Genomic DNA, 16767 nt, shown 5'->3' with positions numbered 1-16767 from the left:
GTGATGCATGCTTTCGTGAAGTATATGAAGCATCAAAAGCAGAAATGCTTAAATCTTAAGGGCTATAAATCTCAATGGAGCCAAATAATCTTGAATTACCTGTGAAGAAATTTATGCGATCAGAAATATAAATTAAGTACCGTATTGTGTCCTTAAATTGGAGTATTACGTTCTTTTATTAGTCGGCGAAGTATGGTTATGGATCCATAACTTTTACACTGAAACAGTGTTTGGGGCGTACTGTAATTTTACTGCATATTGCATGAGTTCTTGAAAACCTGTTTCCCGATCAGCTTGCTAGGCGATTTAGATGAGACTGGCATTATTGAGACCAATAAACATACCCTTGTGAGGGGTGCCCAATTAGTTTTCAGTGATATTTAAAACATTAATTTGCAAATACTAACGTTAACTAGCTATTAATATCCTAGATAATCATAGTAATTTATATCTAGTTCAATTGAATGTATTGTTTGTTTTGACCCAGTATTACTCTTGGTTTGTCTGTTTTTTAGGCCGTGTTATAGCTTCCGCCGCTTCCGTGAGGAATTTTCTTTCTTGTCTTTGCTGGAGCTTTGTTTGAAGGAATGGAGTCAATTCGTTTTAGCAAGAGCATTTAGTTAGTATTTAGAGCGGAAACCCAGAACCAAAGCATTTTATCGGTTCCTTCGCTTTCTGAAGCCGAAATCATGTTTATCGTGCAGATACTTTGTTTGTGCGGGCTGGACCCTTGCGCCTAAAATTCGGAGTTATCCGGGTGCGCGAGCCATTTGCTCTCTTTGGTCCCAGACCGAAACGCTGAACCGAAAAGACAGCCTTCAAATCATGGAATGAAACATTTTTTCAATCCTCAGGAGAACCTGTGGCAACCAGCTGACGTAAATGATCGGCTTTTTGCAGGGCAGTTCTCCGAATATTTGGAGACGATATGTCTGGTTATAATCCATTTAGTGATGGCACCGATACACGTATCCGCGCGGAGCAGGATAACACGCTCGGTGATAAGGACGTTGTCGAGCACAACGGTGATAGTAGTGCTGAGGTCCTTAATGACGGTTCGTTAGATCAAAGCATTGAAGTGAACCGTACTGATGATGTTCGGACCTATGCTCAGGCCGGCGATGGTATTCAGGATATCAATGCTGCTCTTAAGATCGGCGACGACTTAACCATTGATGCTAGTTCGGCTGCATCTGCTAATGGTAAAGGTGTTGCGCTTGCCTTTGATCAGGGTATTGCAACTGGTGCGAACCAACAGAGCAACGATGTTTCTGGCAGCGTAACTGGTGGTAACTTTGATGCTTCTTCAGTTGGTGGTGATGGAACTGGTGTGAATGCACACCAAGCTGGCGCAGTAGCAGAAGATAATGACACCGATACTTTTCTTCGTGCCAACCAATCAAACTACGCAAACGATCTTGATACACTGGACAATGTAACCGTCACGAATGACGGTAATCTTGAACAGCGTGTCAAAGTTAAAGGTGGTGATGCAGATTCCGGAAACGGGATTATTGGTGCTGGTCCAACAGACATTGCTGGTTCTAATGTTGGCGTAGGCGATGATGAAAGTATCACTGGCTCTACTGCTGCTCAGGCAGATGCTTCTGGTCTTGCACGTAGTTTCAACCAGACACTGCAAACTGGCAACAACGAGCAGGGTAACAATGTCGACCTCTCGATCACCGGTTCTGACGTAGATGTATCAGGTGCTGGTGGTTCCGGTGCAGAAGCTATTGTTGGTGGTGCGGACGTCACCTCTGGTAACTCAGACACAAACACTCGCGCTCGGGTCACACAGTCAAATGAGCTGAATGACGGCGTTGGCGGTGGTTTTGGTGGTGGCAACATTGATGGTGCCATTGCAAATCCTGAGGTTGCGAACCTTGATGACTCTCATCAGGTTGTTAAGTCTAAAGCTGGTGAAGCAACCAGTAAAGATGGCATTAACTCCATAGACCAGATCGGCACTTCCGCTTCTGTTGGTGGTGATGGCAGTGTAAATGGTAGTGCCGCTGCTTCAGCATCTGCAAGTGCTGTCGGCGTTGGTTTCCAGCAAGATATCTCTGCTGGCAGCAATGCACAGGCCAACTCTGCTAGCCTTGGTATCACTGGCACTGGTGTTGGTCAGGCGACTTCTGGTGAAGATGGTGCGACTGCAGGCATTAAGGTTTCAGCTGACTTAGATTCTACGCTCATGGAATCCGAGACAGGTACAAACGCACGATTCAACCAGTCGAATGATGCCTATGATGGTGACGCGATAATTGAGCCGAGCCTTCATAACGATGGTCATGCCAATCAGAAGATCGAAGCTTACGGCAACGATGCAACTGCTGGTGACGGCATTGACATGAACGGTGGCCGTCTTGGTGCGACACATGTTGTTGATGACGGTTCTATCACTGGTTCTACGCTCGCTAAATCCGATGCTTTGGGTGTTGCTGCAAGCTTTGAGCAGAAGGTTAGTACGGGTGGCAATGCGCAAAGCAACGCATCTGACCTGGATGTAACTGGGGCGAACCAAGTTACTGCTTCTGCTGGTGAAGATGGTGCTGCCGCTTCTTTGAATGCAGATGAGCCATCTGTTTACGGTGATCATCAGACAGGCACACGTACATCAAGCGATCAGACTAATGCTCTTGGTGATCAAGACGATATTGATGATGCGAATGTCTGGAATGAGCATGACAGCACGCAGACTGTTGATGTAGATGGTGGTACCTCAAGTGCTGGTAACGGTATCTCGTTTGATTCCGGTACTTCTGCTGCGGTTCACAGCAACTTTGATATGAGCGGTTCGGCTGCGGCCTCTGCTAATGCTCAAGGTGTTGCTCAGTCCTTCACACAGTCCCTGACATCTGGCGGTAATGCACAAAGCAACTCCGCTGAAGTCTCCGTGACAGGCGCTGAAATGACTGCATCTGTTGCGGGTGAAGACGGTGCTGGTGATGACACGGGGCCAGTTTCACTTCTTGCTGGCAGTGGTAACACCAATACAAATACCAACTCCAATCAGTCTCAAGACAATGAGATGTATGATGGAGATTCCCTATTCAGCCCAGATGTTATCAATACTGGTGGGGCAGACGCGGCACAGACTGTCACGGTTGATGGTGGCAATGCGACTGCTGGTAATGGTATTGAAGCTCTTGGCGGGAATCTTGGTCCGGACACTGTTGGTGATGATAGCTCCATCTCCGGTAGCACATCTGCGAATGCAAACGGTACGGGTGCTGCAATCAACTTTGGGCAGACGCTCAAAACTGGTGGCAATGCTCAATCTAACTCTGTTGATGTGGATGTTGTTGGCGGCAATAAAGCACTTGCATCTGCGGGTGAAAGTGGAGCTGTTGCTGGATCAGAAACAGATACCCCTGTTGATCACGACACCACAACTACCTCATGGAGTGAGCAAAGCAATCAGCTTGGTGATGTAGATAATATTAGTCGTGCTGACGTAGCTAACTGGGGCCATAGCACTCAAACCGTTGATGTAGACGGTGGAACTGCGTCTTCTGGAGCTGGCATTGTTCAGACTGGTGGAAGTTCTACCAACATCGATGGCAATGAAAGCATCTCGGGCTCTAGTTCGGCTTCTGCAGATGCGACCGGTGTTGCTCAGTCCTTCACTCAGACACAAGTGACAGGTGGTAATGCTCAAAGCAACTCCGCATCCGTCTCTGTAACTGGTGCTGATGTGAACGTTGCTTCAGCAGGTCAAGACAATGCAGAAGTGAATGGTTCTTGGGCTGGAACCACGAACACGGATAGCTTCTCAGGTGGCCTCCAGGGTAACACTGCATACGATGGTGACACCATCTGGGATAGTGATGTTCGCAACCACCACGATTCCGTTCAGGACGTAACTGCTACTGGTGGCACAGCAACCGCAGGTGATGGCATTGAATCTACTGGCGGTGGTCAGATTGGTGCTCAGGGTGCTCCTGGCGTTGAAGAAGATAGCACCATTAGTGGCCTTTCAAGTGCTGGTGCTGATGCGACTGCTGCAGCTGCCTCGTTTGAACAGGTTCTGAGCACTGGTGGTAATGGGCAGGGTAACTCTTACGATGCAAGCATCGTAGGTGCGAACTCAGGCGTTGCTGCATCTGGTGAAGACAATGCAACTCTTGGCCAGTTCGGCCAGGCTGCTGCGGCAGGTCAAGCTGATACTGATACTGCTGCTGGTGCCTGGCAGGAAAACACGCTCGGTGACAACGATGAGTTGCTTGGCCCGGACGTTGAGAACCATGACCTAGTTGATCAGGATGTTTCCGCTACTGGTGGTACAGCCACAAGTGGTGCTGGCATTAGTGTTGCTGGGTTTGGTGGCGACGTTGGAGCAGCGCGTGTTGGTGACGACTCATCTATCACTGGTGTCACCCAAGCGACAGCGGATGCATCAGCATCTGCGTCTTCCATGAACCAGAAACTGTTTTCTGGTGGTAACTCGCAGGGTAATGATCTTGATCTGAGTGTGACCGGTGGAAGTAGCAATGTGCAGTCTGCAGGTGAAGATTCAAACGTAACGTTTGCATCTGTGGCTGGTACTGGTCCGGCTGATAATGGTGGAGTGGATTCTACTGACTCTCTCCTAGGCGGATATCAGAGCAATACTCTTTATGATGGTGATGAAGTTTCTTATGCAGATGTTGAGAACCATCATGAAGTTTATCAGGATGTAACCGCCACTGGTGGTTCTGCGAGTGCTGGTGTTGGCTCTGGTGGGATTGATGGCACCGATGTGAAAGGTGCATTGAATGTTGGAGATAACGCATCTCTCACCGGTAAAGCGTTGTCATCAGCTGATGCTGTTGCAGAAGCTTCTGCCTTCAATCAGGTAGTCTCTACAGGTGGCAATGCTCAGGTTAACTCTGCTGATGTTGACATTGTTGGAGACAACAAGAATGTCATCTCTGTTGGGGATGACAGTGAAGGTGGAGCTGACAACTCAGTTCGCTCCGGCACCATTGCTGGAAACGCTGATAGTCTTGCTTTGTTCTCACAAAACAACACAGCGGGTGACAATGATCTCATAGATGAGATGGATGTTAAGAACTGGGAAGACGTTAACCAGACTGTGACTGCGGTTGGTGGCGATGCTCAATCTGGTGACGGCATTACTGATCCTGTGAGCACCTTTGTTGCCAATGGTTCCGTTGGTGATGATTACACCGTAACTGCGGAAGCTGTTGCTTCTGCCGACGCTACTGCGAAGACATCTGCCTTCAACCAGAGCCTGTATTCAGGTGGTAACAAGCAGGTCAACTCAACTGAGCTGGATGTTACTGGTCAGAACGACACTCTGCTCTTTACTGGTGAAGATGACGGTCTGGGTGCTTTGGACATCACTCCATCTGGTAGCCCAGATGTTGGCGGTGGCTTCTTCGGTACGCTGGACTCCAACGGTACTGACACCATCTTCGGTGCTGAGCAGGCAAATGCATTGTATGATCAGGATGTGATCACCAATGTCGAAGTTCACAATCATGGCACACTTAATCAGACGGTGACTGCTGATGGTGGTGAGGCGATCTCTGCAGATGGTATCCATGATGCAGAAAGCCTCTTCGACTTCGGTACAGGTGATGACTACAGCGTGACGGCTTCTACGGCTGCGACTGCTGATGCTCTGGGTGTGGCGAATGCCTTTAACCAGACGATCGTCATGGGTGCGAACGTTCAGGCCAATGCTGTTGATGTCAACGTTGTTGGCGGTTCTTCAACCGTGAACGTTGTTGGCGAAGACGACCTTGCATAAACAGATCTAAACAAGACCTGCGCGGAGCAATTCGCGCAGGTCATTTTATATATCCATATGAAATTGTTAGGATATTTTATGCTGTCGCAGGCTATAAATGAATTAAGCTGGCACTTTATCGGCTATATGAAGATCTTTGATAGTATCGCTACAGCCGAACAGAGCTTTGACGAAGCCTGGTTTGCTCAAGACACTATTGTTATTACCCCAGTGGAAGTTGTTTATTCTCGCGGAGATACCGCTGAGCTTCCCTATGAGAAATTCTATAATCTTCCGTCATTGCTGCCAGAGGTTGGCGCAGTCTCTCAGGCTCGTCTCCCATATTCGGTTGAGACGCTTGTAAATGCTTCGGACTTTACGCTGCCTTCTGAAGGTGTGTTTTTTGAAGATGATGGTGAAACAGATCAGCCGCAAAATGGTGATGTCGGTCAGTCTCTCGACTACACCTATACAATCACATTCACCTATCGCGATATTTATGCTCCAGACATCGAAATCAACCTTGCTCAAGAGAATGCCCTGACAGATGACGATCTGTTGCTGTCCAAGAGCGAGTTTGGTGATGATATTCCAGAGAGCAATGCCGATGAGGTGTTAGAACAGCTTCTGAATGCTGCCAATGAAATAGAGCTCGATACTCTCGATCAGATTTTTGAGGAGGAGGATGCTCAAAGTGCAGCTGATGCTATCGGTGAAGCACTGGTTCAACGTGCTGAAAATGATGCTCCGAACCCATCATTCACCAGCGGTGACAACATCGGTGAACTGCCTGAAGAAGAGCAAGTTAGTGATGAGAGCTCTGATGATGACGAAAATGATAGCAGCTATGTGACGACTGGCGATAATGAGGCCGTGAACGTGGCTTCAATCGTGGATCTGAGTGAGCTGAAGTGTTCGACTGTTGTAATGGGAGATTACTACGCTACAAACTCGATCATTCAGAGCAACCTCTATTATGGGCCAACTGAGCAGCCCACCGATGTCGTCAATGGGCAAGGCCTCTCGGACACGGTTGTCTACAACGATGCCAATGTGACCTCAGAAGGGGAGTATCTGATCTCCTCGCACGTGACCTACGATAATCCAGACTACTCCTTCACCGTCGATGTGGTGAGTGGCAACTTTTACGATCTGAACATTGTTAGTCAGAAAAACTATCTGTCAGATGATGATTGCGTGTCCTATCAGCTGAACAACAACGGCTACTATGTTCAAACTGGTGACAACACCCAGGTGAATGCGGCGCAGTTGATTGATAGCATTCAAAATTATGACGTCATTGTCGTGCTCGGGAACTATTACGACGTCAACTACATCAGCCAGAAAAACATCCTTCTTGATACTGATTATGTCGATACAACGGGTACTTCGATTAACGGTACGGGGCGGCACAATGTCCTGACGAACGAAGGCACCATTAAGAACATTGGTGGTGGGTCGCTGATGAAACCCATGACTTCTGAGGTTCATGGTTTGGTCGACGCGATGGATGGCCGGGCTGGAGAGTATGAGTACACCGCTTCTTCGGCGACAGGCGGTTTGCCAATCCTGCCCAGTACTGATCTGAAAGTCCTTTATATCACAGGCGATTACTATCAGATCAATGCGATTGAACAGATCAATGTTCTTTCAGACGCTGATTACGTGAAGATCCATAAGGAAACTGAAGACAGCGGAGTGCTGACGCAGACGATCAATGGTGAAGTTGTTGAGGCTGATGAGGATGGTTATCTGGACACGTCGAGCAACAAGACAAGCAACAAAGCAACCATCATTGATTACGACAGTCAGTCAGGTTTTCAATATTTGGATGGCGAATACTCAGAGGAAGACATTGTCATAAAAGTCAATATCGTAGTCTCTGAAGAGGAAGATCTCGAAACAGCATTGAATGGAAATACTGATCTGGTTTCGGAGGTTGTTGCGTTTACTGGCAATGATGTTGGTAGCGAAGCCGGATCGTCTCCCGCATTTGTTCCTTACGCGGGTGAGAGTGACATGGTCTCAGATATAATCGTTTGATTTTAATAGATTTTTATAGAGAGAATGTATGTTTAAAGCTCGAGAGACTAAGAATAATAGCCGACAGCGTGGAGGGCAGGCGAGCAAAACATTGCAGGTGGATGGTATTTCGCAGCAACCTGCACATGGAGAAAAGCTCGCAGGCCAAAAAGGCAATTTTGCCTCCAGAAAAAATGGCGGCCCTTATGAAGATATTGATTTTCGGAAGTTGATGCAAAATGGTCTGGCACGGGCAAAGATCAACCTGCTGTATGTTGGGTTCTTCTCCTTCTGTGCCAGCCTTCTGATCCTTTCTGTTCCTATTTATTTGTTCCAGATTTCTGACCGTGTGTTGACCAGCCGAAGTGTCGATACACTTGTTATGCTGACTGTTATTGTTATCGGCCTTGTTCTTGCGCATGTGCTGCTGGATATGTTCCGCCGCTTTATGCTCATGAGGGTTGCTGTGGATGTTGAGACGCGGCTCGGTGGGCCTGTGCTCAGTGCAGCAGCAAGGGCGTCTCATAACGGTAGTAGTCAGGAGTTTCAGGCTCTTTCTGACTTGCAGCAGTTGCGGAGCTTTTTGACAGGTTCCGTGCTTCTGACCATGATGGATGCACCTGTGGCTCCGATCTATCTGCTTGTCGTTTACATGGTGCACCCGCAACTTGGCATGATCGTGACAACGACCATTTTGCTGCTGCTCGTTCTTGCACGGATCAACCAGCGACTAACTGCTGTTCCATTTGGAAAGGCCAATGCATTTTCTTCCCGTGCAAACCTGCAGGCAGAAGCGATGGCTCGAAATGCTCAGGTTATGAACGCAATGGGAATGATCCCTGAAGGCGTGATTATCTGGGGTAAGGAAACTGCTGAATCGTTGAAGGCTCAGATACTGGGGCAGGATCGAAATGTCCTGATTTCAGCTGTATCCAAGTTCATCCGCTTGTCTACTCAGATCACGATGCTTGGTTGGGGCGCGTGGCTTGCGCTTTCCAATGAAATTACTGGCGGGATGATTATTGCGGCGTCCATTATTGGTGGTCGTGCTCTAGCTCCTGTTGAAGGCATTATTGATGGCTGGAAGAGCTATGTGGGGGCGAAAAACGCATATGGGCGCATCCAGAAACTGCTGCATACCTCTCCGCTTAATGTACATCGGCTTCGACTGCCGAATCCTGCTGGCCGACTGAGTGTTGAGCGGCTGCTATTCGTGCCGCCTCCAAACAAGCGTGTGATCCTGAATGGTATTTCGTTCCAGCTCTCTCCAGGAGATTCTCTGGCTGTTGTTGGCGCGTCTGGTTCTGGGAAGAGTACGCTGGGAAAAATGTTGGTTGGATCTCTCATCCCAACAGCAGGCAATGTTCGCCTTGATATGATGGATTTGAGGAACTGGGATAGTCGGCAGCTCGGTGAGAATATCGGTTACTTGCCGCAGGATGTTCAGCTCTTTCCGGGTACGATCAAAGAGAATATTGCCCGAATGAACAGAGAAGCCAAAGATGAGGATGTCTTCAAGGCCGCTCAAATGGCAGATATTCATGAGATGGTCTCTCAGTTTTCTCAGGGCTATGAGACACAGGTTGCCATGGATGGAGCGCCTCTATCTGGCGGGCAGAGGCAGCGGATTGGGTTGGCTCGGGCATTCTATAACAACCCTCGTCTGTTGGTATTGGATGAGCCAAACTCCAATCTGGACACTATCGGGGAACATGCTTTGGCAGAAGCTCTTGGACGCGCCAAGCAGGACGGAATGACCGTTATTGCGATCACACAGAGGCCTGCACTGCTGCGCTGTGTCGATAAGATCATGATGCTCAAAGATGGGACTGTGGCGGCGTTTGGAAGCCGTGATGAAGTGATGCCTTTGATTACCGGAAAACGGCCGGGCATTTCACAGCATCAAAATGCCCCGGGGCATAACTTGCCGGCGGCGCAACCAGCTGAATAGTTTAAGCTTTTGATATTTGGTGATTTTAATGTCTACTAGAGCACTTATACTTGATGGGAGCTGGTATGAGGATGTGCCTCGCACAACTCGCTCTCCTATATTGGCTAGTTTAATCATTATTGCGCTTACTTTTGCCGGATTTGGTTATTGGGCCTCCAGTGCTCCTATGGCAGGTGCTGTGGTTGCTTCCGGTTCCTTTGTTGCTACAGGTCAGAACAAGATTGTCCAGCACTTTGAAGGTGGGATCATCAAAGAGATCCTCGTGAAAGAAGGGGATGTGGTTTCTGCCGGTGATGTTCTGGTGAAACTGGATGAAACCGCTGCTGAAGCAAATCTGGAACGGTTGGTGATCCGGCAAGCACGCTTGCAAGCTATTCAGGCGCGCCTAACACAAGAAGCCAAAGGGCATAAGACGCTGGTTCTTCCGGAGATGCTAACAAGCACGGCACATGATCCGAAAATTAAAAGCATCATCTTGAACCAGTCACTAACATTCAAAGCCAGAACCAGAAAGCTGCAGAGTGAGATTGATATTCTAGCACAGGGTATCGATGCTCTAAAGGAACGCATACAGGGTGGTCAATCTCAGTTGGTTGCCGTGAAGCAGCAGATGGAGTTGTTCCAGGAAGAGCTGGACGCCAAGAAGAAGATTTTGGGTAAGGGGCTGATCCGAAAGTCTGATGTGCTGCGCATAGAGCGTTCACTTGCAAACCTGAAGGGGGAAGAAGGACGTATCCTCGCTGAGATCGGAGATGCGACTGAGCGGATTGCACGAGCGCGGGCTCAGATTGTTAAAGTGGAGAATGAAGCATCCCAAACGGCAGTGGGTGAACTGCAGGTGGTCAATGCGGATCTTGATGATGTAAGTGAGCAGATACGGGCGGCACAAGATGTCTTGCAGCGTGTTGAGATTGTTGCTCCTGTACGGGGCATTGTCGTTCGGATGCGTTATCACACTGCTGGTGGTGTTGTTGAGAGTGGCAAAGACCTGATGGAGATCCTACCTCTGCAAGACGAGTTGATCATCGAGGCTTCCATCCAGACCACGGAGATCGACAATGTGAAGGAGGGGCAGAAGGCTATGGTGCGGCTGACAGCCTTGAACCAGCGCATTACGCCAATGCTGGATGCCAAAGTCATCTATGTCTCAGCAGATGCCTTACGAAATGAAGATCCTATGAGCAGTATGGGGGACGTTTACAAAGCGCGGGTACAGTTGGATCGTGAGAAGATTCCTGGGCATCTGAACTTCAAGGCAACTCCCGGCATGCCTGCTGAAGTGTACATCACGACGAGAGACCGAACCTTCTTTGATTATCTCATGGAGCCTGTGCGAGACAGTATGGCCAGAGCCTTCAGGGAGCCGTAAAACCTGAAGTGGTACAGGCCAGTTCGTTAAGTCGATTTAATGATTGGCGCTTTCTGCCGGGTTATACTTCTTGGCAGAAAGTTTAATGTGCGAAAGTCTCTTCTAAGAATGGTTCAAAGGAAAATAAAAGAGTTTGAGTGACTTTTTTAGTCAGACTCAGTCTTGTTACTGGAATCTTATTTGCTCGGTTGTGCTGAGGTGCAAGCTTTAGGCGAGTGTGTGTGGATCTATATTCACAACTGTTTAGTGTAATTTGAAGAAAATTTTTTATTGTGTTTTCAATGTTTCAGTAACTAATTGAAGACCCAACTGCTTTGTGGTGCAAAACCTCGCAAACTACCGCTTACGTTAGCTTTATTCCGTTGATGAAGGAAATTAAAGGGTCTGTGCACTGACGGTGGACGAACCGTGTATGCCTATAGGTAAATAGAACCATGAGTTTGATACTAGGCATTTAATGATAACTATTTGGCATTTCTTAACACTGTCTCCTTAAGCGAAGATAACCATGGGGTGAATTTGTTCAACTGCTGCGGGTATTTGATACCTTCGGCAGTTAGGCTCGTGGTGGTAGCTGCATGACAACAATCGTTATTGTCGATGACAGAGCAATTAATAGAAGTATCTTTGAGAAGCTCGCACTCGCTGTAGATGCATCTGTCAAAGTACAGTGTTTTGCCTCGCCGATTGATGCTCTCGAATATATGGAGAGCAACGTCCCCGACTTGATCATTACCGATTACAGCATGCCAGAGATGGATGGGGCTGACCTGACGCAGAAGGTACGCGCGCTGGAGCATTGCAGCGATGTGCCGATCGTCGTCATTACGGTCTTCACAGACCGCTCGTTCCGCATCCGTGCTTTGGAAGCAGGTGCAACTGATTTCCTGCAGAGTCCGGTTGATCATAATGAGTTTGTAAGCCGAGCGCGAAATCTGCTTGCTCTGCGGGAAGAGCAAAATGCAGTTAAACGCCATGCACGGTTTCTTGAGCAAGAACTGGTCAACGTAGAACAGCAGAGCAAAGAAGCGCTGCGAGATTCTCGTGAGCAGCTGGCGCAGGTTATCGATAGCGTTCCTGCGATGATCACCACTAGTACGCGTGATGGCCTTTGCGCTTTCTCCAATGCAGCATGGGCCCGATTCCTGAACTCAACGACTGCTGAGCTTGTTGGTGAAGACACCTACGGGAAGTTCGATAAGTTTACCCGTGAGAGGAATCGCCGGCTGGATCGCAAGGTGTTTATTACGGGCAGGGCGCTGCCACCCTATGAGATCGAGCAGCGTAACCACGCAGGTGACATCTTCCACTTCATCGTCACAAAGAGCCCTTTGCTGGATGCGGAAGGAAACACGACGCATGTGGTGACGACTGCGACCAACATTTCTGATCGCAAGCGTGCTGAAGCTCATTTGCTGCATATTGCGCACCATGATGCGCTGACTGGTTTGCCAAACAGGACCATGCTTGGTGAGCGGATTGATGAAGAGATCTTTCAGTGTCGCAACAGCGGACGTAGCTTTGCGCTGCATTTCATCGATCTGGACCGCTTCAAATCCATCAATGATGCCTTAGGCCACCGTACGGGTGATCGCTTGCTGGAGGTACTCGCAGAGCGTTTGCTGCGCTGTGTAGATGGTTCTGACCTGGTCGCGCGACTGGGTGGTGATGAGTTTGCTATTCTTCAGACTGATTTGAAGAGCTCTGAAGAAGCCATGCGCTTTGCTCAGCATCTGGTGAGTGTGGTAGAAGAGCCGTTCCACATCAGCGGTAAAGAGCTTCAAACCAGCGCCAGTGTTGGGATTACGAAGTATCCTGAAGATGGCTTGAACAGTGAAGAACTGCTGCGCTGTGCGGATATGGCCATGTATCAGTCCAAAGCTGATGGTGGGAACACGTTCCACCTGTTCTCAACCAAGATGGACCATCACGTTAAAGAAACTGTCGCACTGGAAGCTGAACTGCGGAATGCGATTGAGCATGATCAGTTGGAGCTGTTCTATCAGCCACAGATTGATTTGCGGACTAACGAGATTGTTGGGGCTGAAGCTCTGCTGCGCTGGAACCGTCCTGACTATGGTGTGGTTGCACCGAATGTTTTCCTTGGTACGGCTGAGGAGGTTGGGCTTATTTTGCCAATTGGAGAATGGGTGATTTTCGCTGCGTGTCAGCAGGCGAAAAAGTGGATGGATATGGGGCTTGAGACGCCGCGTATTGCCGTCAACATCTCACCGACGCAGTTCCGCAAGCAGAATGTGCCGCAGCTTTTGAAGGACGCGCTGGTTTCCTGCAGCTTGCCAGCTGATAAGCTTGAAATCGAGATCACTGAGAATATCGTGCTGCATGGCTCAGACGCCACAGTGCGCGATTTACGTGAGATCCGTGAGATGGGGATCGCGATCTCCATTGATGACTTTGGAACTGGTTACTCGTCGCTTGCGTATTTGAGCAGATACTCGGTTGACTGTCTGAAAATCGATCGCTGCTTCACGCGCGATATGATGACAGATCCGAATAACACCGTAATTATCAAAGCGATTGTTGGTCTGGGTAAGAGCCTTGATCTCTCTATCATTGCAGAAGGTGTCGAGACGCGCGAACAGGCGGAGTATCTGAAGGATGCCGGTTGTGAGATGGCGCAGGGCTATCTGTTTGGCAAGCCTGTACCTGCTGAAGATTTTGCTCGTCTGTTGGAGGAGCAATCCTCGAACTTGCAAGGACATAGCCAGCAACGAGCTCTGGCAGGGGCGGAGTTTGAGCTATGAACGATAACAGAAAAGTAAAGCTGCAAATGCTTCCATTGGGCAAACTGAAAGAGCTGTACTCCCGCATCACTCAGCTGGGTGGTGGTGAAGGTGAGATGTCTCTGAACCGGTTTATGTTCACACTGCTGATAACCCCGTATCTGGCATCGAACATCACCTTTGGCACTGCTGAGAACTTCCAGACCAACGTTATCATGACCACCTTTGCTTTGGGCTCCGTAGCACTGCTCGCGCATTTACTATACTCGAAGCAGGTCAGCTCATTGCGGCGGGTTCTGGCAATTTTTCTGGATGTGGGAGCCGTTTCTGCAGGCCTTTATGCAGGTGGTGAGTATCTCTCCATTTTGTTCCCAATCTATCTTTGGGTGATCTTCGGCAATGGCTTCCGGTTTGGATTGGATTATCTGGCGTTGGCAACGATCGCTTCTGTGAGTGGGTTTGCGGTGGTGCTGACAACGCCATATTGGCAAGGTGAGTTTATCCTTGGACTTGGTTTGCTGGGTTGTCTGGTCGTCGTGCCGCTTTACGCCAGTAAGCTCATTCGCTCGATGACAGCTGCGCAGCAAGCAGCTGAAGCTGCCAATAAAGCAAAAACTCAGTTCCTGACTGCTGTGAGCCACGAACTGCGTACGCCGCTTAATGCGATCATCGGTATGGGGGATCTTATTCAGGATACCAAGTTGGATCCTGAGCAGCGAGATATGGCTAAGACCATCCAGTACTCTGGCAGTTCATTGCTTTCCATGATCAACGGCATTCTTGACTTCAGCCGGATCGAAAGCGGACGCATGATCGTCAATCGGACTGTCTTTGACATGAACTCGATCCTGCGTGAAGTGACTCAGATTGTTCAAGGGCAAGCCCGCGGTAAAGGCCTGATTATTTCGCGCTACGTGGATAGCAAGTTACCTCCGTTCCTGGTGGGGGACGCGCGTCATATCCGCGAAGTGCTGCTGAATATCGCCGGTAATGCGGTCAAGTTTACCGAAGAGGGCTCCGTTTCCATTAGTGCAACCTGCAAGGAAATGAACGGCGGTAAAGTCAGTTTGCTGCTGGAAGTGAAAGATACCGGCATTGGTATCTCTGAGGATGCTCAAGGCCGTATTTTTGAGCGCTTTACTCAGGCCGATGAAAGCATCGTTGATCGCTTTGGTGGTACTGGTCTTGGTCTTTCCATTGTGCGTGAAGTTGTGCGAGCGATGGGTGGTGAAGTCAAGGTCAGCAGCCAGCCTGGGCAAGGAAGTATGTTCACCATTGAGCTTGAAGTCGGTCGTGCCGTTGGTGATGAGACTGCACTTCTTGAAGTGGCTGATGGTGCTGTTGCAATTGTCTCCAAACGCAAAGATCTGCGTGATGTTTGCGCTGAGTCTCTGGTCGCGTGTGGTATTGAGCCTGAGTGTTTTGAAACGGTCGGTAGTGCTTTTAGTTCGTTGCGACAGCAGACGTCTACTGATGGTGGCAAGATTGTTCTGTTTGTTGGTGAAGATGTTTTGGCTGCGACCTCTGACAGCCTGCATTATGCGTTGAAGTCAACGGGTCAGCATCACAACGTCAATCTTATTCCGATGTACTCTTCTGCTTCGGAAAAAGAGTGTGAGGATGTGTTCCAGCCGAGCATTGTGTCTTCCATCAAAGTTCCTGTTACTACTCAATCCGTTGCGTGGGCGTTGAGAGCGGCGGGTGCTGAAGACGCTAAGTCTGGCATGGAACTGAAAGAAGAGCTTCAGGCCTACTTCAGCCGCTACATCGGCCTTAATATTCTTGTCGCTGAAGACAACAAGACCAATCAGCGTGTGATTGAGAAAATCCTGCAGAAGGGCGGGCACACCTGCACGCTCGTCAGCAATGGTGAGCTGGCTCTGGATGAGCTTGAAGAGAACTCCTACGATCTTGCGATTATGGATATCAATATGCCGGTTCTGAATGGCATTGAGACCATCAAGCTGCACCGAATTACAGAGCTTGGTCAGGATCGTCTGCCTATCATTGCATTGACGGCAGACGCAAGCCGTGCTGCAGCTCGCAATGCCCAGGAAGCTGGTGCTGACGCTTGTGCAACAAAGCCGATTGAACCTCAGAAACTCCTGACACTGATTGATGACGTGATTGCCGAAAGTGGTGTTTATGAGAACATCACGCGCAGGCAAATCGCCAACAGTCAGGTGACTTCTATTGCGGAGCATCCGCGTTTCTCTTCTGATGTGTCTTCAGGGATTGACTATGGAAGCCTGTCTCAGCTGAGAACGCTTGGTGGTCTGGACTTTGTGATTGGGGTGATCGAGGATTATCTGAAAGACACCACGCAGCTGCATCGCGATATCAAAGCTGCTTATGAGGCTGGAGATACTGAGCTATTCCGTGCAAGTGCACACGCGCTGCGATCTGCTTCAGTCAATCTTGGGGCGACTGAAGTTGCCAAACTGAGTGATGATATGGAGAACATGCCTCCACACCAGATGCATGTTCTGGGTGAAGACATGGTGCGAAAGCTGTCCGGCAAGGTGAAGCGAGATCACGATAATCTTAGTCGCTACCTGCAGCAGCTCAAGCAGGAAGGGCATAACCCTGTCAACCGCTTGAGCACTTTGGATTTTTCTTAGAGCTAAGCTCTAGAAAGCTTGTTTGCGAACGGATGGAGCGCCGAGACGGTCCTGAGCTTTTGTCAGGCGTTCCATCTTTTTCAGGTCCTGATCGGACAAAGACAGAGCGGCATCTACCCAGATTTCAACCACGTCAATCAGCTCTTCATAGCTCACCGGTTGTACGGTGCGGCCTGCGCGGTAGATTGCAGAATGAGCGGTGTGCTTACGTGAGTTCTTGGTGATGTACTGCTGAACTGCGAACGGTGCCTGGCCTTCTTCAACCACCTCATGGACAATGCCCATTTCGTGAAGTTCTTCTGCTGAGTACAAGCGACCGC

The 16767-nt window shown here is 49.1% G+C and carries 6 protein-coding genes and 1 pseudogene; 6 read left to right on the top strand and 1 reads right to left on the bottom strand.

Features of this window, described 5'->3' with window-relative positions; translation table 11 throughout:
• Positions 1 to 928: 928 nt before the first annotated feature.
• The 6 genes from PJE062_RS24415 (at position 929) to PJE062_RS24390 (ending at position 16447) form a co-directional block, all read left to right on the top strand.
• Positions 929 to 5761, top strand: coding sequence for a hypothetical protein (locus tag PJE062_RS24415; RefSeq protein WP_008552884.1), 4833 nt, complete (start codon positions 929 to 931; stop codon positions 5759 to 5761).
• A 78-nt stretch (positions 5762 to 5839) separates the two neighbouring features.
• Positions 5840 to 7783: a hypothetical protein gene (locus PJE062_RS24410; RefSeq protein ID WP_008552822.1), complete on the top strand. Its 1944-nt coding sequence runs from the start codon at positions 5840 to 5842 to the stop codon at positions 7781 to 7783.
• A 91-nt stretch (positions 7784 to 7874) separates the two neighbouring features.
• Positions 7875 to 9713: a type I secretion system permease/ATPase gene (locus PJE062_RS24405; protein WP_008552835.1), complete on the top strand. Its 1839-nt coding sequence runs from the start codon at positions 7875 to 7877 to the stop codon at positions 9711 to 9713.
• Positions 9714 to 9741: 28 nt separating this feature from the next.
• On the top strand, positions 9742 to 11082 hold the full coding sequence (locus PJE062_RS24400) for an HlyD family type I secretion periplasmic adaptor subunit (RefSeq protein ID WP_208982476.1): 1341 nt from the start codon (positions 9742 to 9744) through the stop codon (positions 11080 to 11082).
• Positions 11083 to 11660: 578 nt separating this feature from the next.
• The gene (locus tag PJE062_RS24395) at positions 11661 to 13847 is read left to right on the top strand and encodes an EAL domain-containing protein (RefSeq protein ID WP_008552818.1); all 2187 of its coding nucleotides are present in this window, start codon (positions 11661 to 11663) and stop codon (positions 13845 to 13847) included.
• On the top strand, positions 13844 to 16447 hold the full coding sequence (locus PJE062_RS24390) for a hybrid sensor histidine kinase/response regulator (protein WP_008552858.1): 2604 nt from the start codon (positions 13844 to 13846) through the stop codon (positions 16445 to 16447). The genes PJE062_RS24395 and PJE062_RS24390 overlap by 4 nt, the downstream gene beginning before the upstream one ends.
• Before the next feature lie 9 nt (positions 16448 to 16456).
• Here PJE062_RS24390 and PJE062_RS26620 read toward each other — a convergent pair.
• Positions 16457 to 16767 (bottom strand): annotated as a pseudogene (locus PJE062_RS26620) (enoyl-CoA hydratase); the annotation flags it as partial.

This window comes from Pseudovibrio sp. JE062, assembly GCF_000156235.1.
Classification (GTDB): domain Bacteria; phylum Pseudomonadota; class Alphaproteobacteria; order Rhizobiales; family Stappiaceae; genus Pseudovibrio.
This window is presented reverse-complemented; position numbering and strand designations above follow the sequence as displayed.

Coding starts and splice junctions, on each gene's coding strand:
- PJE062_RS24415 (WP_008552884.1), top strand. CDS start 929: ATGTCTGGTTATAATCCATTTAGTGATGGCACCGATACACGTATCCGC.
- PJE062_RS24410 (WP_008552822.1), top strand. CDS start 5,840: ATGCTGTCGCAGGCTATAAATGAATTAAGCTGGCACTTTATCGGCTAT.
- PJE062_RS24400 (WP_208982476.1), top strand. CDS start 9,742: ATGTCTACTAGAGCACTTATACTTGATGGGAGCTGGTATGAGGATGTG.
- PJE062_RS24395 (WP_008552818.1), top strand. CDS start 11,661: ATGACAACAATCGTTATTGTCGATGACAGAGCAATTAATAGAAGTATC.
- PJE062_RS24390 (WP_008552858.1), top strand. CDS start 13,844: ATGAACGATAACAGAAAAGTAAAGCTGCAAATGCTTCCATTGGGCAAA.